Origin of the sequence: Microbacterium sp. LMI1x-1-1.1 (genome assembly GCF_040676205.1) — a bacterium.
Classification (GTDB): domain Bacteria; phylum Actinomycetota; class Actinomycetes; order Actinomycetales; family Microbacteriaceae; genus Microbacterium; species Microbacterium aquilitoris.
This window is the reverse complement of record NZ_JBEGHM010000001.1, coordinates 252,534-273,298: the sequence shown is the minus strand read 5'-3', so window position 1 is coordinate 273,298 and position 20,765 is coordinate 252,534. Positions and strand designations below refer to the sequence as shown.

19 protein-coding genes are annotated in these 20,765 nt (G+C 71.1%); 7 read left to right on the top strand and 12 right to left on the bottom strand.

The genetic code is table 11. The annotated features are described in order from the left end of the window. The first annotated feature begins 17 nt into the window (after positions 1-17). Entirely contained in the window at positions 18-881 is an 864-nt protein-coding gene (locus tag MRBLMI1x_RS01265) for an AraC family transcriptional regulator (RefSeq protein ID WP_018187535.1), read from the top strand. Positions 882-929: 48 nt separating this feature from the next. Here the strand turns inward: MRBLMI1x_RS01265 and MRBLMI1x_RS01260 are convergent, their stop codons facing one another. Continuing rightward, on the bottom strand, positions 930-1,712 hold the full coding sequence (locus MRBLMI1x_RS01260) for an alpha/beta fold hydrolase (RefSeq protein ID WP_363455166.1): 783 nt from the start codon (positions 1,710-1,712) through the stop codon (positions 930-932). Between the two features lie 256 nt (positions 1,713-1,968). On the opposite strand from MRBLMI1x_RS01260, the gene MRBLMI1x_RS01255 reads away from it, so the two are divergent. Then, positions 1,969-4,101: a beta-galactosidase gene (locus MRBLMI1x_RS01255; protein WP_363455163.1), complete on the top strand. Its 2,133-nt coding sequence runs from the start codon at positions 1,969-1,971 to the stop codon at positions 4,099-4,101. Between the two features lie 270 nt (positions 4,102-4,371). On the opposite strand, the gene MRBLMI1x_RS01250 is transcribed toward MRBLMI1x_RS01255, so the two are convergent. The 7 genes from MRBLMI1x_RS01250 to MRBLMI1x_RS01220 form a co-directional block, all read right to left on the bottom strand. Next, entirely contained in the window at positions 4,372-5,331 is a 960-nt protein-coding gene (locus tag MRBLMI1x_RS01250) for a serine hydrolase domain-containing protein (RefSeq protein WP_363455160.1), read from the bottom strand. After that, entirely contained in the window at positions 5,328-6,776 is a 1,449-nt protein-coding gene (locus tag MRBLMI1x_RS01245) for an aldehyde dehydrogenase (NADP(+)) (RefSeq protein WP_363455157.1), read from the bottom strand. The genes MRBLMI1x_RS01250 and MRBLMI1x_RS01245 overlap by 4 nt, the downstream gene beginning before the upstream one ends. Further along, complete coding sequence (locus MRBLMI1x_RS01240) at positions 6,776-7,864, bottom strand: mandelate racemase/muconate lactonizing enzyme family protein (protein ID WP_363455154.1); 1,089 nt, start codon at positions 7,862-7,864, stop codon at positions 6,776-6,778. Before MRBLMI1x_RS01240 ends, MRBLMI1x_RS01245 begins: the two co-directional genes overlap by 1 nt. Continuing rightward, positions 7,861-8,760: a 5-dehydro-4-deoxyglucarate dehydratase gene (locus tag MRBLMI1x_RS01235; protein WP_363455151.1), complete on the bottom strand. Its 900-nt coding sequence runs from the start codon at positions 8,758-8,760 to the stop codon at positions 7,861-7,863. The genes MRBLMI1x_RS01240 and MRBLMI1x_RS01235 overlap by 4 nt, the downstream gene beginning before the upstream one ends. Then, complete coding sequence (locus MRBLMI1x_RS01230; RefSeq protein WP_363455148.1) at positions 8,757-9,695, bottom strand: NAD-dependent epimerase/dehydratase family protein; 939 nt, start codon at positions 9,693-9,695, stop codon at positions 8,757-8,759. Before MRBLMI1x_RS01230 ends, MRBLMI1x_RS01235 begins: the two co-directional genes overlap by 4 nt. Beyond that, positions 9,692-11,038, bottom strand: coding sequence for a Gfo/Idh/MocA family protein (locus MRBLMI1x_RS01225; protein WP_363455145.1), 1,347 nt, complete (start codon positions 11,036-11,038; stop codon positions 9,692-9,694). Before MRBLMI1x_RS01225 ends, MRBLMI1x_RS01230 begins: the two co-directional genes overlap by 4 nt. Positions 11,039-11,171: 133 nt before the next feature. Then, complete coding sequence (locus MRBLMI1x_RS01220) at positions 11,172-12,164, bottom strand: LacI family DNA-binding transcriptional regulator (RefSeq protein WP_363455142.1); 993 nt, start codon at positions 12,162-12,164, stop codon at positions 11,172-11,174. 170 nt (positions 12,165-12,334) lie between these two features. On the opposite strand from MRBLMI1x_RS01220, the gene MRBLMI1x_RS01215 reads away from it, so the two are divergent. The 3 genes from MRBLMI1x_RS01215 (at position 12,335) to MRBLMI1x_RS01205 (ending at position 15,031) form a co-directional block, all read left to right on the top strand. Then, positions 12,335-13,291, top strand: coding sequence for a M24 family metallopeptidase (locus tag MRBLMI1x_RS01215; RefSeq protein ID WP_363457779.1), 957 nt, complete (start codon positions 12,335-12,337; stop codon positions 13,289-13,291). 153 nt (positions 13,292-13,444) lie between these two features. After that, entirely contained in the window at positions 13,445-13,603 is a 159-nt protein-coding gene (locus MRBLMI1x_RS01210) for a hypothetical protein (protein WP_363455139.1), read from the top strand. A gap of 111 nt (positions 13,604-13,714) precedes the next feature. Then, positions 13,715-15,031: an HNH endonuclease signature motif containing protein gene (locus MRBLMI1x_RS01205; RefSeq protein ID WP_363455136.1), complete on the top strand. Its 1,317-nt coding sequence runs from the start codon at positions 13,715-13,717 to the stop codon at positions 15,029-15,031. A 70-nt stretch (positions 15,032-15,101) separates the two neighbouring features. Here the strand turns inward: MRBLMI1x_RS01205 and MRBLMI1x_RS01200 are convergent, their stop codons facing one another. The 4 genes from MRBLMI1x_RS01200 to MRBLMI1x_RS01185 form a co-directional block, all read right to left on the bottom strand. After that, the gene (locus MRBLMI1x_RS01200) at positions 15,102-15,317 is read right to left on the bottom strand and encodes a hypothetical protein (protein WP_018187521.1); all 216 of its coding nucleotides are present in this window, start codon (positions 15,315-15,317) and stop codon (positions 15,102-15,104) included. A 52-nt stretch (positions 15,318-15,369) separates the two neighbouring features. Beyond that, positions 15,370-16,044 carry a rhamnogalacturonan acetylesterase gene (locus MRBLMI1x_RS01195; RefSeq protein WP_363455133.1) on the bottom strand — a complete coding sequence of 225 codons (675 nt, stop codon included), beginning with the start codon at positions 16,042-16,044 and terminating at the stop codon, positions 15,370-15,372. Between the two features lie 69 nt (positions 16,045-16,113). Then, on the bottom strand, positions 16,114-17,397 hold the full coding sequence (locus MRBLMI1x_RS01190; RefSeq protein ID WP_311858084.1) for a sugar ABC transporter substrate-binding protein: 1,284 nt from the start codon (positions 17,395-17,397) through the stop codon (positions 16,114-16,116). 238 nt (positions 17,398-17,635) lie between these two features. Continuing rightward, complete coding sequence (locus MRBLMI1x_RS01185) at positions 17,636-18,766, bottom strand: acetylxylan esterase (protein WP_363455129.1); 1,131 nt, start codon at positions 18,764-18,766, stop codon at positions 17,636-17,638. A gap of 125 nt (positions 18,767-18,891) precedes the next feature. Here MRBLMI1x_RS01185 and MRBLMI1x_RS01180 point away from each other — a divergent pair, with 125 nt between their 5' ends. Both MRBLMI1x_RS01180 and MRBLMI1x_RS01175 read left to right on the top strand, forming a co-directional pair. After that, positions 18,892-19,827, top strand: a complete 936-nt coding sequence (locus MRBLMI1x_RS01180; protein ID WP_020098536.1) for a carbohydrate ABC transporter permease — start codon at positions 18,892-18,894, stop codon at positions 19,825-19,827. Beyond that, positions 19,817-20,734, top strand: coding sequence for a carbohydrate ABC transporter permease (locus tag MRBLMI1x_RS01175; protein WP_018187515.1), 918 nt, complete (start codon positions 19,817-19,819; stop codon positions 20,732-20,734). Before MRBLMI1x_RS01180 ends, MRBLMI1x_RS01175 begins: the two co-directional genes overlap by 11 nt. Positions 20,735-20,765 lie beyond the last annotated feature (31 nt).

Sequence of the window (20,765 nt, the reverse complement as noted above, 5' to 3'; positions counted from 1 at the left end):
TGCGGCAGGATGAAGGGATGCAGCGCGCGGACGGGTTCGAGCGGCAGCGGCTGAGCGTCGTGCCGCGTCCCGTCGTCGAGGCAGCCCTCGCCAAGCCGGTGACCCGGCGGATGGTGGTGACGGATGCCGGGTACTTTCCACGCGCGGCGGGCCACGGCCGGCATCGCCCTATGGGTGCTCCCGAGACGATCGTCATCGTCTGCGTGTCGGGGGCCGGATGGGTCGAGGCGGGCGGTCAACGGACGCGCGTCGGGTCGGCGACGGCGATCGCCATCCCTGGGGATGTGCCCCATTCCTACGGAGCGGATGCCGCGGATCCCTGGACGATCTGGTGGTGCCACGTGCGCGGTTCGGACGTGCCGGAGCTGGTCGAGGCCGCGGGGGTGTCCGCGGACCGCGTGGTGCTGCCGCTGCGCGCCGTCGAGCGGGCGACCGCCCTGCTCGACGAGATCTCGACCTCGCTGGCGCGAGACACGACGCCCGCGCGGATGGTCGCGGCATCCGGGATGGCGTGGCGGTTGTTCACGCAGCTCGCGGTCGACCGGCTGCTACCGGAGCATGGGACGCCCGTCGAGCGGGCGCTGCGCTACCTCGAGGAGCGCATCGACGGCACGGTGCACGTGGGAGAGCTCGCGGCGATGGTCGGTGTGTCGCCCTCGCACCTCGCCGCCCTGTTCCGCGATGCGACCGGCGGCGGGGTCATCGCGCACCACCTCGCACTGAAGATGGCGCATGCCCGGCACCTGCTCGATACGACCGACCTGCCCGTCGCGGAGGTCGCGCGCCGCGTCGGCATGGACGATGCGTTCTACTTCTCGCGCAGGTTCCGCGTCGCCCACGGAGTGTCCCCGACGGCGTACCGCGGGCAGGGGAAGGGGTGATCGGTCCAATTTCGCGAGCGCAGTCGTCGTCTGAGCAGGCCGCCGATGCTAGTGGGTGCCGTCGAGAATGAGTCGGGTTGCTTCATCCGCTGCGTCCCATTGAGGGAAGTGGCCGCAGCGGTCGAACCAGTGCAGTACGGCGTCCGGGAACAGTTCTGTGGCTCGAGAGGCCTGACGGGGTACCGTCACCAGATCACGCCGCCCCCACCCGATTGTGACCCGGCCAGGTACCGAACCGGCCGGGGCGCCCTGTTGCTTGGGTCCTTTTGTGAGGGCGTTCATGGCGGCCCCGGTCGACGGCGAATCGGCCAGTCCGCGCACGTCCGGCAGTACGGTCTCGGGCGAGAGGGCCCACGGCCGCGCCGACAACTGCGCCAGCAGCAGAGTCCGTCCGACGGGGTTGCCCAGCAGGGCCGGCAACGCGCCTCGCAGCGCTCTGACCAGAGTGATCGAGGGCCGCAACGTGGCGCCGAAGACGACGAGCTCGCGGTGGCTCCAGAAGCCGCCCGGGTCCAACGCCACAGCGTCACCGCCGACCCCTCGCCGCGCGAGCTCGAGCACGATTCGGCCGCCCATCGACTGGCCTGCGGTCGAAACCCCGTCCAGCCCCTGCTCGCGGATGAAGTCCGCGACAGAGTCGGTCAACGTGGCGATCGAGACCTCACCGGCCAAGGCCGGAGTCTCACCGAACCCGGGTAAGTCGACGGCGATGACCTCACGATGTTCCGCCAGTTGGTCGAGGATCGGGGCCCAAGACCGCCACCCTGCACCCAGGCCGTGTACGAGTAGCAGAGGGCTGCCGTTCCCGCGTCGAATGTGGTTCAGCGTCACCCACGCAACGCTATCCCGCGCGGGTCTAGGGAGGGCCGGATCGCCAGAAGCAGCCATCGCCCCTGCGTGTGCGTGCGTTCGATCCGCATCCGCGTTTCCATGGTCGCGAGTTCGGCCCGCTTCGGAGAGTCCTGTCCACGGTGGCAGCGAGGGCGACCGTTGCCGACGACATGCCTGGACGATCCGACGGCGTCGCCGCGCCACGTCGGCTCGCGCTCCTAGGCTCGGACCCGTCCCCGCCCCCGTTGGAGTCCCGATGACGCGCGTCCACGCCCTCACCGTCCGCCCGCCCGCCGCGATCGAGCTCGCGGACATCCGCCCATCGGCGGGTGATGACTCCGGCGTCGAGGTGACGGTCCAGTCCGTTCGACAGGACGGCATCCCGGTCGTCCCGATCACCGGCGAGATCCACTACTCCCGCATCCCCCGCGAGAAGTGGATGCCGGTGCTCACCGCCGCCCGCGCCGGCGGCCTCACCCACGTGTCGACCTACGTCCTCTGGAACCACCACGAGCCGGAGCGCGGACGGCCGGACTTCACCGGCGGACTCGACGTGCGCGCCTTCCTTGAGACAGCGCGCGACGCCGGTCTCGGGCTCATCCTGCGGATCGGCCCGTACGCCCACGCCGAGGCGCGCCACGGCGGTCTGCCCGACTGGCTCGTGGACTCGGGGCTTCCGCTCCGCACCAACGACCCGGCCTACCTCGGCGAAGTCGAGCGGTGGTACGCCCTGCTGGCCGAGCAGGTCAGCGGCATGCCGCTGTTCTCGATCCAGGTCGACAACGAGCTGTACGACGGTGCCGATCACCTCACCCGGCTGCGCGAGATGGCGGAGCGGCTCGGCCTGCGCGCGCCGATCTGGACGGCGACCGGATGGGGGGGAGCCCAGCTGCCGGACGGATTCCTGCCGGTCTACGGCGGATACCCCGAGTCGTTCTGGGTCGACGCCGACGTCGAGCCCGACCTGCGCAGCCATGCGAACTTCTACCCGTCGCCGCGGCGCGACGACGACTCGATCGGCGCCGACCACCGCGCCGGCGAGCCCGTCGCCGAAGCGGTGCGGGCGCCGCATCCGTTCACGACCTGCGAGCTCGGGTCGGGTATGACCTCGGCGTACCACCGCCGTCTCGACGTGCCGGCCGCCGATGTCGCGGCCCTCGCGATGGCCAAGCTCGCCTCGGGCAGCGTCTGGCAGGGGTACTACATGTACGCCGACGGCCGGAATCCGCGCCGCGGGCTGCAGGAGTCGCACGCCGCGGCCGGACCGAACGACTTTCCCGAGATCGCCTACGACTTCGGTGCACCGGTCCAGGTCGACGGCGCGACGCGGCCGAGCTGGGCGGCGCTCCGCCGGCAGCACCTCATGCTCGCGCGGTGGGGTGCGGCGCTCGCCGCCATGCCCGCCTTCTTCGCCGAGGACGCCGCCGACTCGCCCGACCTCACCGGGCTGCGCTGGTCGGTCCGCTCGGACGGGCGACGCGGATTCGTGTTCGTCGTGAACCGGCATCCTGGAATCGACCTCCCTCGACATGAAGGCGTGCGGTTCGAGGTCGGCGACACCGCCTTCCCCGAGGTCGACATCCCGTCGGGCGCGGTCTTCGCCTGGCCGTTCGGGATGCCGCTCGGCGACGCGACCGTGCACTGGCTCACCGCGCAACCGGTGACCGAGGTGCTGTGGCGCGGAGCGCCGCTGCTGGTCGCGGCGGCGACCGACGGCATCCCGCCTCAGCTCTCAGCCGACGCGGACGTCACGGAGATCGCCGCGGACCGCGGGCGCATGTGGGAGCTGACGCGCGACGGAGGGGTGGTCTCGCGGGTGCTCGTCCTCGACGAAGCGGGTGCCGATGCGATCGCGGTCGCCGGCGGGCGGGTCGTCTGGGCGCCCGGCGCGGTCGTGACCGACGACGGTGAGGTCACGTTCGCGGGCGGTGTGGCGGCGTCCCCACGTCTCGAGGTGCTCGACGACGGCGGGTGGGTGGCAGTCGAGGTCGAGCCTGGACATGCCGCGGAGGTCGCGGTGACGCTCGAACGGTCCGCCGGGGCGACCCCGTCCGGTGCCGAGCGGGGCGGTCGCGCGTCGATCCCGGCGGAGTGGGATGCCGCCGCGATCGTGACGATCGCGGTCGACCCGGCCGACGAGCGCACGGTGCGCCTGAAGTGGATCGGCGATGTCGCCCGCGCGTGGGCCGCCGACCGGCTCGTCTCCGACGCTCTGTGGACCGGGCGCCCCTGGCGCATCCCGGCACACCTTCGCGGCGACGCGACCGAGCTGCGGATCGAGATCCTGCCCGGGCCGCCGTCCGGGCGCGTGCGCTTCCCCTGTCAGGCGCACGTCGGGGCGGGGATCACGCGCGCGGAGCTCGAGCCGCGCGCGAGCGTGCGTATCTGACGCGTTCCTCGACAGCGCTGTCTGGTGCCGAAAGCGCACCGGCGGCCCGGTTTACAGGGGGGCGCTCTGGGCACGAGGGGGCGCTCTCGCGCGTGTGCGGCGCGGGCCGGTGCAGGATCGCGCGCGGGGAGCCCCAGTATCGAGCGCGCGGGTAGCGTCGCGAGACTCAGTCGCGAGAGCGCCGCCTGTTGCCGAGAGCGCTGCAGGATGCCGGGCACGTCAGGGCGCTCTCGGCACAACGGGACGCTCTCGCGGGCTGAGTCACACCCCTCAGCGCGCGGAAACCACCGCGTTGTCGATTGCGTCGAGGTCGACGCCGGGGCGCGAGACGGCGTTCGTGAGCAGCACCCACGCGATCCCCGCACCGGGGTGCACCCAGAACTCGGTGCCCGCCCAGCCGCCGTGGCCGTAGACGTCCTGGTCGATGAGGCCGGGCGCGCGCGTGCGGAGGTTCCACGTGAACCCCCAGTCCTGACCGCGGTCCGCGGTGTAGGGCTCGAGTCGCGGGATGTCGCCCGTCAACGGCCGCCGCATCATCGCCAGCGTTGCCGGCTGCAGGCTGCCGCCGGTCGCCCCGCCCCCGATCCGCAGCAGCTCTGAGCCCAGTCGCAGCAGGTCGTCCGCCCGGCCGACGAGACCCGCCCCCGGATGCCGCACCGCGGCGAACCGCGCCATGTCGACGCCCGAGGCCGCGGCGTCGACGACCTCGATCGAGCCGGCGTGATCGAGGCTGAGCCCGTCGGCGCCGATCTCCGCCGCCCAGTCCGCCACGGCATCCGCCCACTCGCGACCAGTCGCGTGCTCGACGAGCGCCGCGACGCCCTCGAACGCGAGCGACGAGTAGCGCGACGCCGTGCCCGCCGCGAAGTCCCGCCCGCGCGTGATCAGCTCGGTCCGGAGCGGCGTCACAGGGTCGAGCGGCGGCTCCGCGATCCCCGCGGTGTGCGACACGAGATGGCGCAGCAGCACGACGTCGTCCCGTCCTGCGCCGAACTCGGGCACCGCGCCGCGCAGCGGCGTCTCGGCCGTCAGCAGCCCGCGCTCGATCGCCCGCGCCGCCGCGATCCCCAGCAGGGGCTTCGTGATCGAGAAGAGCGGGTACCGATCGGATGCCGCGGCCCCGAAGCCCTCGAGCGCAACCGTCCCCTCGGCCGTGGCCACACCGAGCACGGCCGACGGCAGCCGGCCGGCATCGACGTGCCCGCCGACGAGGTCGAACGCCGCGCTCATGCGGACGGCACCTGCAGAACGCCGTTGCGGCGGTGCGGCAGTCGAGCCAGCGACGCGTCGCGGAGCGCCTCGGGCAGCAGCGCGTCGGGCGCGTCCTGGAACGCGACCGGCCGCAAGAACCGGCGGATCGCCGTCGCGCCGACGGAGGTGTGGAGCGACGTCGTCGCGGGCCACGGTCCGCCGTGCTGCTGCGACCACGTCACGGCGACGCCGGTCGGCCAGCCCGCGAACAGTACGCGTCCGGCGCGCAGCTGCAGCAGTTCGAGCACCTCGGCGACATCCTCGCCCGCCTCGCTGTGCAGGGTCGCGGTGAGGCTTCCCGGCACGGCGCGCACCGCGCGGAGCAGCTCGGCCTGGTCGCTGTAGCGGACGAGCAGCGTGACCGGGCCGAAGACCTCGGCGATGAGCGTCTCGGGGCGCTCGGCGACCGCCGCGGCATCCGTCGTCAACACCACGGGGCGGGCGCCGTCGGGCATCTCGGCGCCCTGGGCGAGCACCTCGACCGACGGGTCGGCCTCGAGGTCGCGGATGCCGTCGGGGAACGCGGTCGTGATGCGCTCGGTGAGGAGCGGTCCACCGGCAGCGCCGGCGACCGCGTCGGCCACGAGCTGCTCGATGCCGGCATCCCGCGGGATGAAGACGACACCCGGCTTCGTGCAGAACTGACCGGCGCCGAGCGTGAACGAGCCGACCAGGCCCGTCGCGAGCGACTCACCGCGCGCGGCGGCCGCGCCGGTCGTGACGACGACGGGGTTCACGCTGCCGAGCTCGCCGTAGAACGGGATCGGGTCGGGCCGTCCGTTCGCGAGGTCGAACAGTGCGCGTCCGCCCGAGAGCGACCCGGTGAACCCGGCCGCCTGGATGACGGGGTGCTGCACGAGCGCGTTCCCGGCCTCGCGGCCCTCGATGAGGGCGAGCGATCCGTCGGGCGCGCCCGCGGCGCGGAGCGCCTCGATCGCGATCGTGGCGGTGCGCTCCGACAGCTCAGGGTGGCCGGAGTGCGCCTTCACGATGACGGGGTTGCCCGCCGCCCACGCCGAGGCGGTGTCGCCGCCGCAGACCGAGAACGCGAACGGGAAGTTGGATGCCGAGAACACGGCGACCGGGCCGACGCCGACCAGCAGGCGACGCAGCTCGGGGCGGGGCGGGGTTGCGACGGCATCCGCGTCGTCGACCGTCAGCTCGAGGTAGGAACCCTCGCGGACGACCGAGGCGAACAGACGCAGCTGACCGGTCGTGCGGCCGACCTCGCCGCGCAGGCGCACGGCGCCGAGGCGCGTCTCGCGGTCGGCGATCGCAACGAGCTCGTCGGCGTTCGCGTCGAGCGCGTCGGCGACGGCGCTCAGCCAGCGGGCGCGATCGTCGGCGGACGACGTGCGCCAGATCGGCGCGGCGGCCGCCGCGGCGTCGGTGAGGCGGGTGAGCTCTTCGGGTGACGTGGTCATCACAGTCCTTCCGGGTGGGTGAAGCGCAGTCCGAGACCCTCGTGGGGCACCTCGGTCAGGGTTCCGTCGACGATGGCGACGGGGGAGGGGCCCTCGAGCGCACCGAGAGCACCGAACGCGGCGTCCTCGATGTCCTCGACGAGGACCTCCTGCGGCAGGACCAGCGCGAGCTGGCCCGACAGTTCGGGCAACAGGTGGGGGTGCAGGTCTATGCCCACAGCGTGCGCGTCGCCCGCGATCTCGAGGAACGGCGTGATCCCGCCGACGCGGACGATGTTCGGCTGCACGACCTGCGCCGCGCCCGAGCGCACGAAGTCGTCGAAGCGGTAGCGGGTGTGCACGTTCTCGCCGAGGGCGATCGGTACTCCCGATCCGCCCCGCAGGCGCCTCGCGAGCTCGATGTGCCCGGCGAGGTCGTCGGCGCGCAGCGGCTCTTCGATCCAGGCGATATCGGATGCCGCGAGTGCCTCGACGGCGGTCGTCGCCCGGTCGAGGTCCCACCGCTGGTTCGCGTCGACCATGAGTGCGCGGTCGGTTCCGATGACGTCACGCACCGCGGCGACGCGCGCGACGTCGCGGGCGAGGTCGGGGCTGCCGACCTTCATCTTCACGGCGCCGAAGCCGGCATCGACCCAGCGCCGCGCCTGGGCGAGCAGGTCGTCGAGCTCGTAGTGCAGGTTGATGCCGCTGCCGTAGGAGCGCACCGAGTCGCGACGGCGACCGATCGAGGTCGACACCGAGATGCCGGCCGCGCGGGCCGCGGCATCCCACAGTGCGAGGTCGAGACCCGCGATCGCGATCGTCGTGAGGCCGCCGCCACCCGCCTCGTGCAGGTGGCGCCACAGCTCGGGCCAGACCTCCGCCGGCTCGGCCGAGCGGCCGACGGCGAAGGCGGGGATGTCGTGCTGCAGCAGCGCGAGAACCGCCTCGGCGCCGATCTGCGGAGTCCACGAGAAACCCCACCCCTCGGCGCCGTCCGACCGCACGACGTGGGTCGCGATGACGCCGACCGACGTGACGTCGGCGGCCCACGGGCGCGTCAGCGGCACCCGGATCAGCCGGGCGCCGAACGAGGCGATAGTGGTCACAGCAGTGCGCGGCCCGCGGCGAGGATCTCGGCCAGACGGGCCTCCTGCGCCGGGGTCGGGTCGACCAGCGGAGCGCGGACGGAGCCGACCGGCAGCCCTTCGAGACGCAGACCCGCCTTGATGAGCGAGACGCCGAACCCGGGGGTCTCGTCGCGGAGCGCGACGAGCGGCGCATAGAAGCCGTCGAGGATCGCCATGCGACGCGCCTCGTCACCGTCGACGTACGCGCGGTAGTAGGCGTTCGCGACCTCCGGGATCATCGCGAAGGCGGCCGACGAGTACAGCGGCACGCCGATCCCGCGGTACGCGCCCTGCGTGAGCTCTGCGGTCAGCAGGCCGTTGAAGAACGCGAAGTCCTCACGGCCGGCATCCGCGACCGCCCGCACGATCAGTTGCGTGGCGCCGATGTCGCCGATGCCGTCCTTGAAGCCGACGACCTTCGGGTTCGCGGCGAGCGTGCGGATCGACTCGGTCGTGAACGCCGCCGACCCGCGGTGGTAGACGATGACGGGCAGATCGGATGCCGCGGCGATCGCCTCGACGTAGGCGATGAGCCCGCGCTGCGGGGCCCCCACGAGGTACGGCGGCAGGACGAGCAGGCCGTCGGCACCGGCATCGGCCGCGGAGCGCGCGACCTCGATCGCGTGGCCCAGAGGGCCGCCGGCTCCGGCGATGACGGGGACGCGACCGGCGACCGCGTCGACCGCGGTGCGGACCACGAGCGCCAACTCGCTGGCGGACAGGGCGTGGAACTCGCCCGTGCCGCACGCGGGGAAGACGCCGCCGGCACCGGCATCCACTCCTGCGGTGACGTGCTGGGTCAGGAGGTCGGTCTCGACGCGGTCCGCCGAGTCGAACGGGGTGACGGGGAAGAAGAGGATGCCGCGGAAGTTCATACCGGCACGTCCTTTCGATCGGAGACGGCGTTCAGGGAGGAGGAGGTGAGTTCGGTCCGCCACGAGTGCTGCGGCCGCCAGCCGAGCACGCGCGCCGCCTTCGCGTTCGAGAACGCGGGCGAGGTGCCGGTGAGGGCGCGGGCGAGGTCGTCGGTCCCGGGGACGAAGCGCGGCAGGAGCTCGGCCAGGGGGGCGTCGGCCAGCGCATCGTCGGCGCCGACGAAGAACACCTCGGCGTTCGGGATGTCGGGGAGCGCCCCCAGCAGCAGATCGGTGAACGATGCGACGTCGCGGGCGTCGACGTAGTTGAAGAGGGCCGGAGCCGACAGTGCGGGATCGGCGATCCGCTCGGCGACCGTGTGGCCCTGCTGGGTCGGGGCCCCCGCCCATTCCTCGGGCGCGATGACGTAGCAGGGGCGGAACGTCGCGTAGCGGACGTCGTCGCCGGTGCGCCGGTGCAGCATCGACACGGTCTGCTCGATCATGAGCTTCGACAGCGCGTACGCGTTCCACGGCCGCGGCGTCGATGTCTCGTCGAGCGGCAGGGACTCGGGCAGCCAGCCCGACGGGTTGCCGTAACCGAGCACGGTGGGGCTGGAGGCCGCGACGATGCGTCCGATGCCGGCATCCACCGCTCCGCCGAGGACCGAGACGGCGAGACCGGTGTTCGTCCGCATGATCACGTCTTCGGGGGCGCTGAACGGCACGGCGATCGCGGCGAGGTGGACGAGCGAGTCGGCCTTCGCGCGCACGAGCGTCTCGGCCGTCGCTGCCGCGTCGAGCAGGTCGATCGAGATCTGCTCGACGCCGTCGATGCGGAGGTCGTCGGACGGTGCGCGATCGAGCGAGACGACCTCGTGCCCGAATGCGGCGAGCCCGGCGACGAGGTTGCGCCCCAGCCGGCCGGAGCCGCCGGTGACGACGATGCGGCTCATCGAGGAATCCGCGGTGTCGAGTCGCGGAGGATCGCGACGCCGAGGTCGGCGACCTGCACGGGCATGCCCGTCTCGAGCGAGCGGTTGCCGGCGATGCCGACGGCGATCGAACGGACGCCGTCGGTCCAGTCGGCCGGGCGCCCCAGCGGGTCGTCCACGGGGCCCGCGAAGACGTCGGCCAGGAGCAGGGCGTCGCCGCCGCCGTGGGCGGATTCGCCCGAGACGATCGGGACCTCGACGGCTTCCTCCCAGTGCCGCTGCACGAGCAGGCGCTCGCCCATGGGGCGGAGGCTCGAGTGGGCGGCATCCTGCACCGCACTCGGGTCGACCACCGGGTGCAGCCCGTCGCCGACGAGGACGGCGCCCCGCTCGACGACCTCGAGCTCGGCGCGGCCCTCGGTGCCGTTGATCGCGACGCGGTAGCCCTCCCAGGGGGCATGGGCGTTCAGCGAGTACGACAGGGTCGCGCCGTCCGAGTAGTCGACGACGAGGGCGAGGTTGTCCTCGATCGTGATGCCGGGACCGAACACGTCGCGGTCGCGGACGTAGCCGTCGTGCTGCTCGGCCTCGAGGTACAGCGCGCGCAGGCGCTCGTCGCCGCGCAGGTCGAGCTCGAACGGGTCGCGGTCGCCGTCGTGCGTGCCGCGGTCAGGGCGGTCGCCGAGGCCGCGGGCGGCGGCGTTCTCGGCGCCGTAGAAGCGGAGGGCTCCCGAGGCGAAGACGCGGCGCGGGCGCTGCCCGATCCACCAGTTGACGAGGTCGAAGTGGTGGCTGGACTTGTGGACGAGGAGCCCGCCGGAGTGCTCCTTCTCGCGGTGCCAGCGGCGGAAGTAGTCCGCGCCGTGCTGCGTGTCGAGCATCCAGGAGAAGTCGATGGAGGTGACGCGACCGATCCGGCCCTCGGCGATGACCTGGCGGAGGGCGGTGTTGCGCGGCGCGTACCGGTAGTTGAAGGTCAGGACGACCGATCGCCCCGTGCGCTCGGCGGCCGCCTCGATCGCGGCGGCGCTGGCCGCGTCGATGGTGAGGGGCTTCTCGACGACGACGTCGGCCCCGCCATCCATCGATCGGACGATCAGCTCGGCGTGCAGGTCGTCCCGCGCGGTCACGATGACCCGCTCGATGCGCTCGGCGCGGATCATCTCCTCGAGCTGGTCGGGCTGCCAGGTGCTCGGAGCGGCGAGGCCGTGGTCGACGAGGCGGTCGACGTAGAACTGTGCGCGGGTCGGGTTCGGCTCGCAAATCGCGACGAGGTCGGCGCGGTCGCGGTAGTCGTCGGCGATGGCGTCCACGTACATCTGTGCGCGGTGGCCTGCGCCGACGAGGGCGTACCGGGTGGTCATGGCTCTCCTTCGTGCCGGACTCCTCCGAGCCGGGAAACGGGCTCAGGAAACGTTTTCTCAGACGGTAGCACGGATGCCGCCGGCTCCGCGAGGAATGTTCTCGAGGGAAAGTGGATCGTTTCAGTCGCGCGATTCAGCGCCTGGGCGCGGCAGTCGTTCCGCGGAGGATGACCTCGGGGACGACGGTGTGCGTGGCGTCGGGCGTCTCGCCCTGCAGCAGGGCGCGGAGTGCTCGCCAGGCGAGGGCGCCGAGCTCCGCCGTCGGGACGGCGGCGGTCGTCAGCCCGGGGGAGGTGTAGCGCGCGAAGGGGATGTCGTCGAAGCCCGCGATCGACAGATCGCCGGGCACGGTCAGACCGCGCTCGGTGGCGGCGCTGAGGAGGCCCATGGCGGACAGGTCGTTGAAGGCGAGGACGGCGGTCGCGCCCGAGTCGAGGACGGCGTCGAGCGAGTCGGCGCCGGCCGCGAAGTCGACACCCGCCGGGATCTCGAAGATCTCGCACCCGTCGAGGGTCGCGCGGGCGTCGTCGAGTGCGGCGAGGCGCTGCGCGTTCGAGGCGCTCCGCTTGGCGCCGGCGAGGTAGGCGATGCGGCGGTGGCCGAGACCGTAGAGGTGGTCGATGACCTCGCGGAGCGGGGTGCGGTAGTCGGCCGCGACGCTGGGGGCGTCGCCGGCGCGGTTCACGAGCACGACGGGCGCCACCTCGGCGAGGACCTCGGCGAGGGCGGCATCCGACATGCGGGGAGCGCAGAGCACGAGACCGTCGGAGCGGCGGCGGGACTCGAGGGCGAGCAGGCGCTCCTGGTCTTCGTGCTCGTCGGAGTCGGCGACGAGCACGTGGTAGCCGTCTGCGACGGCGGCGCGACTGAGGCCGCGGAGCATGCCCTGGAACGTCGGGTTCGAGAGGTCGGGCACGACGACCGAGATCGTCTGGGTCTTGCCGAGGACGAGGCTGCGGGCGAGCGGGTTGGCGGAGTAGCCGAGTTCGGTGGCCGACGTGCGGACCCGTTCGGCGAGAGCCGGATCGACGGTCGCGTTGCCGTTCATCACGCGGGAGACGGTGGCCAGCGAGACGCCGGCGTGCTTGGCCACGTCGGTGATCGTGGTCTGCTTCTGCCCTGCCATCGGCTCCCCTTCGCGCCTTCCGGCGTGCGCCGTGCGTGCGCCAGTCTGGCCATACTATGCGAGGAAACGTTTTATGACGGGAGACGACGATGTCCGGATCTGCTGCTGACCGAGCCGCGAAACGTGAGCGGATGGCTGGTGTGCGGCGGGATGCCGGGGGTCGCCCACTCGTGCTCTCGTCGCACGAAGCGCTCGCCTGGTACCTCGAGGGCGCCCGCACGCATGTCTCCCTCGCCGGCCCGCCGGTGTTGGCGGTTCGCGTCGACGATGACGGAGACACACTGTTCGTGAGCGCGAACGAGGCCGACCGCCTGATCGCCGAGGAGCTGCTGCCCGAGGATGCCGACCGCCTCGTCCGTGTGCCGTGGCACCAGCCCGTGCTCGAGGCCGCAGGTGCCGGTCTCGGCGAGGTCGATGTCACAGCCGCGCTGCGCGCCGCGCGCGCATCGCTGCTTCCCGCCGAGGCCGATCGGTACCGCGCGCTCGGGCGCGAGACGGCGGAGGTGCTGACGGCGGTCGCCCGCGGACTGAGTGCGTCTTCGACCGAGCGCTCGGCCGCGGCTGCGCTCGCCGAGGGGCTCGTGGCGCGGGGCATCGATCCGCTCGTGATCCTGGTCGCGGGGGAGGAGCGGCTGCCGCACCGGCATCCGCTCCCCACCGACGGGGCGCTCGGGCGTCGGGCGATGCTCGTCGTCTGCGGGCGGCGGCACGGCCTGATCGCCAACGCGACCCGGTGGGTCGGCGAGGCAGGGGTCGACGATGACCGCATCCTCGAGGTCGAGGCGGCGTTCTTCGCCGCGACCCGCCCGGGCGCCCGGTTGAACGACGTCTTCGCCGCCGGGACCGCCGGGTACGCGGCATCCGGGTTCGACGCGCACGAGTGGACGAAGCACCACCAGGGCGGACCGACCGGGTACGCCGGGCGCGACCCCCGCGCGACCACGCTGACGACGGATGCCGTGGTCTCGTCGCACGCGTTCGCGTGGAACCCGAGCGCCCCGGGCGCGAAGGTCGAGGACACCGTGCTCGTGACGGAGTCGGGTATCGAGGTGCTGACGGTCGACCGCGCGTGGCCGACCGTGGAGTTCGGCGGGGTGCGGCGGCCGATGGCGCGGGCGTTCGGCTGACGCGCCGCGCTCGGATTCGGAGACGTCTATGGCGTTGATCCTGCATTCCCGCACGGGCGCCCGCATCGTGGACGGGTCTCCACCCTCGACACGGCGCAGGGGTCCATCGATATCTCCGCCTTCGGCGGCTCGGCTGCGCTGCGCGAGCTGCACGTGGCGGAGAACCTGCCGCCGCGAGGCGTCCCGGCCGTGCTGGCGGGCGCACCCCACGCGACCGTGCATGTCGCTCGTGATTTCCATGACGCACCCGACGGAGCGGAGCGGGTCCACCGCATCGCGGTCCCGATCAAGAAGCCCCGCGCCACGCGCTGACGTGAGGGCCCGCTCGAGATGAATGAACTCTCATTCTCGGGATGTGGATAGGGGTCGTTTTCGGCTGATTCTGCCGGGGACGATGTCGGAGGTTGGTGGCAGAGTGCAGGTATGACGGAAGCGATGGAAACCCCCGGTGGCGAGGCATATATCGCTGCCATCGCGGGGATCGTCGCGGACGTCGAGACGGTGGGTCGGCAGATCGCTGCGGGGCAGATCGCGGAGCTTCGCGTGCTCGCCGCGGCGGGACGGTTGGCGGAGGCGCAGAGCGCTCACGCGGACGCGAACGTCCTCCTGCACGACATGGCACTGAGGTCGATCGCTGCAGAAGTCGCCGGGGCAATGCGGATGACCGACCGGACGGTGCAACGCCGGATCGGTGAAGCACGGGTGACCATCGAGGGATTCCCGGCCGCGGTCGCCGCGTGGGAAGCGGGGCGGATCGTCCGCGGACACGTCTCGGCGATCGTGGACGCCGGGGTGAACCTGCCCGCCGAGTTGTGGGCGGAGTTCGAGAAGGTCGCGATCGAACGGTGCGAACGAGACACCCCGAACCGGGTGCGGGGTGAGTTGGAGATCCTCGCGCACCGGATGCACCCGCGATCCTTCGCGGAGAGGCACGAAGAGGCGGCCGCGGGACGTTGCGTCCGGTTGGTCGCCGGCCGGGATGGGATGAGCGACCTGATCGCGACCCTCCCCACCGTGATCGCCGAGGGGATCCACGATCGACTCACCCAACAGGCGCGCGCGATCATCGACACGCGAGGCGAGCGTGCGGCGACCTCCGATGTGATCGCGACCGATGGCCGCTCGACGGACCAGGTCCGGGCTGACGTGTTCTCAGACCTGCTCCTCGCGGGCATCCCGGCGTTGGACGACACCCGGGACACCGCGGCTGGGCCGCTGGGCGCGATCCGCGCACGCGTGCAAGTGCTGATCCCCGCCGCGACACTCACCGGTGCAGATGACGGGCCCTGCGATCTCTCGGGGCGCTCACCGATCGACCCGGTCACCGCTCGCACGCTCGCCGGTGAAACCGGAGTCTGGGAGCGTCTGCTGCACGACCCCGTCACCGGGGTCACCGTCGCGACGGACTCGTACCGTGTCCCGTCGGGGATGCGCAGGTTCCTGCAAGCTCGGGATCAGCACTGCCGGTTCCCCGGATGCCGGGTCGCCGCCATCCGCTGCGAAGTAGACCACACGCATGATCACGCGCTCGGCGGCAAGACAGAACTCTCGAACCTGGCCCACTTGTGCCAGAGACACCATTCGATGAAGCAGTTCACGGCCTGGAAAGTCCGACAACTCCAGGGTGGTGTCCTCGAATGGACCTCACCCCTCGGCAGGACCTACAGAGAAGACGCACCCACTCCGGCCGTCGCCTTCACCTCTGCCACCGCAAACCCCGGAGACCCGGCGCCCTTCTGATCCGGGCCTCCGGCGGTCAGGTCGGCGCGTCAGCTCCGCGCCCGCGCGTCAGTGCTTCAGCTCCGCCCCGTCACGCGGCTGCGCGCCGGCGCGCCATGAGGGCTCCGACACCGACCGCGATCGCGACGACGCCGGCGAGCCCGAGCCAGAAGACGTCCGGGGCGAAGAGGTTGCCCGCGGTGCCCTCCCGGTCGACGCGGTCCATTTGCGCGTAGAGGTTCACCTGCGCGAGCACGACGATCGCGAGGCCGCCCAGGATGAGGGCAGTGCCGACGGTGAGACGCATCAGGATCTCCTCCGGAACGTGGCTGATGCTCCTCACCGTACGACCATCTCGGTCACGCCGTGAAGGTCGACCCCTTCGCCGGCTGATCGCCGTCGCGCCGCTCGATCGCCCGCAGGCTCTTCGCCACGAACCGCGCGATGCGACGCGCGCCCTCCACGCGGAAGTGCGTGTCGTCGACGAGGCCGTCCGGCCACGCGGCGGTCTCGCCCGGCGCGTAGTGCGACAGCAGACGAGCGGATGCCTCGTCCCCCAGGTCCTCGTAGAGCCAGGTCGTGAACGCCGTGAGGTCGATGAGGTCGACGCCTTCGCCCGCGGCGAGGTCACGGGCGGCGTTCGGGTAGTCGCCGTGCGTCGGCGTGACGCGCTCGCCCTCGAACCACCGCCGCTCGCAAGAGGTGCACAGCACCGGGCGGGCACCGCGGTCGCGCACGTCCGCGACCATCCGCCGCAACCGCTCGGTGTACCCACCGCGCGAGGCGAGCACCTCCGGCTGCTTCTGGTCGTTGTGCCCGAACTGGATGACGACGATGTCGCCGGGGGCGACACCGGACAGCAGCGCATCCCACGTCCCGCTGGCGAGGAACGATTCGGTCGTCGCCCCTCCGAACGCATGGTTGCGCACCGGATCAAGCGTGAACTCGCCGAGGCATTCGCCCCAGCCCGCCATCGGTTCCTCACCCGCCCTCATGGGCGCGACGGTCGAGTCTCCTGCCAGGTGATAGGTCATCCGCATCCTCCGATGGTCCGGGACATGGCGATGCGGCGGCCGGATGATCCCGACCGCCGCATCCGTCTGTCAGCTCGCGGCGAGTGCCGTCTCCACCTGCGAGATGAGCTCCTTCGCGGCATCCGCGGGAGTCGTCTTGTCGAAGGTGACGTCGTCGAGCAGCTTCGTGATGATCGGCCCGAGCTGCGAGGTCGGCAGCGCGATCGGGTTCTGCGGCGTGCCACCGGCCTTCGACAGGCGGTCGATGAAGGCCACCTGCTCCTTCTCGGAGTCGGTCAGATCGGGCGTGATGGCCTCGAGCACGGTCGGGTCGGCGGGGATGCCGAGGGTCAGCTTGTTGAGCGGACCGGCCTGCTCGCTGTTCAGCAGGAAGTCGATCAGCTTCGCAGCCTCCTTCGGGTGCTTCGACTTCGAGTAGACCGCGTACTGCACGGTCGGCTGGATGACGAGACCCACCTTGCCGGCGCTGTCACCGGGGACATTGAGGATCTTCAGCTCCTGACCGGCTGCGCCCGCGTAGATGCTGATGAAGTTCAGCGGCGCGAACGTCATGCCGACCTTGCCCTGACCCATGAGGCTCTGCTCGAGGGAGGCCGACGCGTCCTCGGCCGCCGTCGAGGCATCCGGCGACCCGCCGGAGTCCTGCAGGTCCTTCGAGAACTCGAAGAACTTCTCGGCTGTGGCTTCGCTGACGCCGAACGTGCCGTCCGCGGTGTAGAGGTCCTCGCCGTTCTGGCGGGCGAACGCCATGAGCGACTGGTCGTTCGAGATGGCCGACGAGCCGTACGTGCCCTTGCCGGCCTTGTCGGAGATCTCCTTGGCGATCGAGATGTAGTCGTCCCACGTCCAGGTCGTGTCGTCGGGGATCGCGACGCCCGCCTTCTCGAAGACGGCCGGGTTGACGATGATGCCGCGCGAGCCGACACCTGTCGGCAGGGCGTAGAGCTTGCCGTCGATGATCCCGGCGTCGAGCGAGCCCGCCTGGAACTTCGACTGGTCGATGTCACCCGTGATGTCGGCGATCGCGTTCTTGCTCTTGTACAGCGGCAGCGCGTCGTACGTGATCTGCAGCGCGTCGGGTGCGCCGCCGCCGGCGACCTGGGTCGCGAGCTTGTCGTAGTACCCGTTGTACTCGCTCGGCTCACCCTCGACCTTGATGTTCGGGTTCGCCTTCTCGAACAGCTTGATCTGCTCGGCCTTGATGGCGTTCAGCTCATCGCTGCCCCACCAGGCGAAGCGGAGGGTGATCTGCTCGTCGCCGTTTCCGGCTCCGGATCCACCGCCGCAACCGGTCAGCGTGACGGCCAGCGCCACGCCGGCAGCGGCGAAGGCGAGGAGGCGTCGGTTCTTCATGGGGTTCCTCTCAGACGGTGCGGCGGCGGAGGGCGCGCAGCAGGACAGGGGTGATCCGAGCGGAGCGGAGGATCGATCCACCGGCGGCCGTACGTTCGTGTCGGGTCGGGCCGGAGGTGATCGGGGTCATGCCGCTCCTTCGCGGATCAAACGTTTTCTCAGCTGTGAGAAAACGCTTACTGACGGACGGTAGCGCCGGGGTCGCGATGTTGTCAACGATCGGTGTGTCTCGCTTGGGTCACGCCGTCAGTGTCGCGGCGAAGAATGCGCGTGCCTCGTCCTGCATCGCGGGACTCGAGACGTGACCGTCGTCGAAGAACGTCCCGCGGTAGCCCGGCGTCCCCGCCAGAGCTCGGTCCGCGTCGCGCATCCCCTCGATCGGGAACAGCGGATCCTGCGCCCCGTACTGCACGAGGAGCTCGCGAGGAGACGCGGATGCCGCGATCTCGGGGAGGTCTCCCGCCGCCCGGATGCCGGGGCTGTTCAGCAGCCACGAGTGCGTGTCGATCTCGCGCGGGACGAGCGAGGCGAAGGTCGCCATCATGCACGTCACGACGGTCGCCCGCACCCGGTCGTCGAGGGCGCGCAGCAACACGGCGCGCCCGCCGCCGCCCGACAGCCCGAACGTGCCGAGCCTCTCGGCATCCACCTCGTCGAGTCCGGCGAGCACATCGAGGGCGGCGACGTCCTCGGTCATCACGGCGCCCGCGAGCGACGTGCCGAGCATGCCCGCCGCCTTCGCGAGTGAATCCTCGTGCAACGACGCGACGGCATCGAACCGCTCGGCCTCGGTCGGGGTCACGCCCTCCTCGCGCCAGAGCGCCTCGCGGCCTGCGATCAGTCCCGCGAGCCGGGGTGTCGGGTGCGAGAGGTCGAACGCCCGGCTGCCCCACGAGAACGTGTCGTGGGCGAGGACGACGAAGCCGTCGCGGGCCAGGTCGTTCGCGGGAGCGAGGCCGCCGTAGACGTTCTCGCGCAGACGGGATGCCGACGGGTGCGGCGCCTGGTCCGTTTCGAGCAGCTGCTCCGCGCCGACCGAACGGACGCCACCGTGGCAGTGCAGGCCGAGCAGTCCGGGGAGGCCGCGACGATCGTCGTCGGGACGCAGCACCCAGGCGCGGGTGCGGGGGCCGTACGGCAGCTGCCAGGAGAGCTCGCGGCCGTGCACGCCGCCTGACCGCCACTCGCGCTCGACGCGGACGTCGCCGGCGACGGCGCGGCGGACGCCGAGGACCGAGGCGAGGATGCGGCGCGTCTCGGATCCGCTCGTCGGCACCTGCTCGCGTTCCAGGAAGGCCGGCCAGTCGGGGTACCCGGCGATCGGGCCGAGGTCCGGCATCTGCTCGTCGACACGGGCGGAATCGGCCATGGCGGCTCCTCGTCTTCGGGGACCGCTTGTGCGCTCCGCTCGATAGTGTATCGTCACAGAAAGCGCTTTCTGAGCGTGTCGTCGGCGGTCGCAGAAGACCGTCGAAAGTGTCGAGGAGGACCCGGATGAGCGCGATCAGCGAGCTGTCCCAGATACGCCGCCCGCGCGGCAAACGAGGCGCGCGCGAGCGACCCAAGGACACGAAGGCCGCCCTGGTCTTCCTGGCCCCGTGGCTCCTCGGGCTGATCCTCGTCACGGTGCTGCCCATCATGGCGTCGCTGTACCTGTCGTTCACGAAGTACGACCTGTTCAACGCCCCCGAGTGGATCGGGCTCGACAACTACGTGCGCATGTCGCAGGATCCTCGACTCGGGGCATCCCTCGGTGTGACCTTCGTCTACGTGCTCGTCGGCGTCCCGCTCGCCATGGCCGCTGCCCTCGGCGTCGCGCTGCTGCTCGACAAGGGACTGCGCGGACTGGCGTTCTACCGGTCGATGTTCTACCTGCCGTCGCTGCTCGGCTCCTCGGTCGCCGTCGCGATCCTGTGGAAGCAGATCTTCGGCGTCGACGGCATCGTGAACCAGTTCCTCGCCGTCTTCGGCATCGAGGGACCGGGCTGGATCTCGAACCCCGACACCGCGCTGTCGACCATCATCCTGCTGAGCGTGTGGGGCTTCGGCGCCCCGATGGTCATCTTCCTCGCGGGCCTCCGGCAGATCCCGGTCATGTACTACGAGGCCGCATCCGTCGACGGGGCCGGACCCGCGCGCCAGTTCTTCTCGATCACGCTGCCGCTGCTGAGCCCGATCGTCTTCTTCAACCTCGTGCTGTCGATGATCGGCGCGTTCCAGGCCTTCACGCAGGCCTTCATCATCTCGGGTGGATCCGGCGGACCGTCGGACTCGACCCTCTTCTACACGCTGTACCTCTACCAGAAGGGGTTCACGGCGTTCGACATGGGCTACGCCTCGGCCATGGCCTGGCTGCTGGTCGCCATCATCGCGGGCTTCACTGCCGTGAACTTCGCTCTCTCCAAGCTGTGGGTGTTCTATGACGACTGAACTGATCACGACCCGCGACCGTCGCTTCGCCCAGGAGCGTCAGCGCATCCGACGGCGGCAGAGCGCGGGTCTCGGCGGACGCTCGAAGGTGAGCGTCGTCGCCCGTCACGTCTTCCTCATCGCGACGTCCGCGCTGATGCTCTATCCGCTCCTGTGGATGGTCGTCAGCTCGCTGCGACCCAACGACGAGATCTTCCGCCTGCCGGGCCTCTGGCCGCTGTCGTTCGAGGTGTCGAACTACACCGAGGGATGGAACGCCCTCTCGCCCTCGTTCGGCACGTACCTGTGGAACTCGATCGTCGTGGTCGCCGGCTCCATCGTCGGCAACCTGATCTCGTGCTCCATGGCGGCGTACGCGTTCGCCCGTCTGAACTTCCACTTCAAGCGCACGATGTTCGCGATCATGCTCGTGACGATCATGCTCCCCGTGCACATCGTGATCGTGCCGCAGTACATCATGTTCAGCCAGCTCGGCATGGTGAACACGTTCTGGCCGCTCATCCTGCCGAAGGCGCTCGCGACCGACGCGTTCTTCATCTTCCTGATGGTGCAGTTCATCCGCGGCATCCCTCGCGACCTCGACGAGGCCGCCCGGATCGACGGCGCCGGACATGCGCGCATCTTCCTGCAGATCCTGCTGCCGATGATGACCCCGGCCCTCGCGACGACGGCGATCTTCACCTTCGTCTGGGTGTGGAACGACTTCTTCGGCGCCCTCATCTATCTGAACAACCCCGACCTGTTCACCGTGCCGCTGGCGCTCCGCCAGTTCATGTCGGCCCAGGGGGCGTCGAACTTCGGCGGCATGTTCGCGATGTCGGTCGTCTCGCTCGTCCCGGTGTTCCTGGCGTTCCTGTTCGGTCAGCGCTTCCTCATCCGAGGCATCGCCACCACCGGCATCAAGTAAGCCCGAACGCGAAGGCGGCGACCCTGGAGGT

Bases quoted from the DNA above. Each gene is read 5' to 3' on its own strand.
- MRBLMI1x_RS01205 (WP_363455136.1), top strand. From the start codon at position 13,715: ATGACGGAAGCGATGGAAACCCCCGGTGGCGAGGCATATATCGCTGCC.
- MRBLMI1x_RS01175 (WP_018187515.1), top strand. From the start codon at position 19,817: ATGACGACTGAACTGATCACGACCCGCGACCGTCGCTTCGCCCAGGAG.
- MRBLMI1x_RS01265 (WP_018187535.1), top strand. From the start codon at position 18: ATGCAGCGCGCGGACGGGTTCGAGCGGCAGCGGCTGAGCGTCGTGCCG.
- MRBLMI1x_RS01255 (WP_363455163.1), top strand. From the start codon at position 1,969: ATGACGCGCGTCCACGCCCTCACCGTCCGCCCGCCCGCCGCGATCGAG.
- MRBLMI1x_RS01230 (WP_363455148.1), bottom strand. From the start codon at position 9,695: ATGAGCCGCATCGTCGTCACCGGCGGCTCCGGCCGGCTGGGGCGCAAC.
- MRBLMI1x_RS01235 (WP_363455151.1), bottom strand. From the start codon at position 8,760: ATGAACTTCCGCGGCATCCTCTTCTTCCCCGTCACCCCGTTCGACTCG.
- MRBLMI1x_RS01225 (WP_363455145.1), bottom strand. From the start codon at position 11,038: ATGACCACCCGGTACGCCCTCGTCGGCGCAGGCCACCGCGCACAGATG.
- MRBLMI1x_RS01200 (WP_018187521.1), bottom strand. From the start codon at position 15,317: ATGCGTCTCACCGTCGGCACTGCCCTCATCCTGGGCGGCCTCGCGATC.
- MRBLMI1x_RS01190 (WP_311858084.1), bottom strand. From the start codon at position 17,397: ATGAAGAACCGACGCCTCCTCGCCTTCGCCGCTGCCGGCGTGGCGCTG.
- MRBLMI1x_RS01185 (WP_363455129.1), bottom strand. From the start codon at position 18,766: ATGGCCGATTCCGCCCGTGTCGACGAGCAGATGCCGGACCTCGGCCCG.
- MRBLMI1x_RS01195 (WP_363455133.1), bottom strand. From the start codon at position 16,044: ATGACCTATCACCTGGCAGGAGACTCGACCGTCGCGCCCATGAGGGCG.
- MRBLMI1x_RS01245 (WP_363455157.1), bottom strand. From the start codon at position 6,776: ATGACCACGTCACCCGAAGAGCTCACCCGCCTCACCGACGCCGCGGCG.
- MRBLMI1x_RS01180 (WP_020098536.1), top strand. From the start codon at position 18,892: ATGAGCGCGATCAGCGAGCTGTCCCAGATACGCCGCCCGCGCGGCAAA.
- MRBLMI1x_RS01220 (WP_363455142.1), bottom strand. From the start codon at position 12,164: ATGGCAGGGCAGAAGCAGACCACGATCACCGACGTGGCCAAGCACGCC.
- MRBLMI1x_RS01250 (WP_363455160.1), bottom strand. From the start codon at position 5,331: ATGAGCGCGGCGTTCGACCTCGTCGGCGGGCACGTCGATGCCGGCCGG.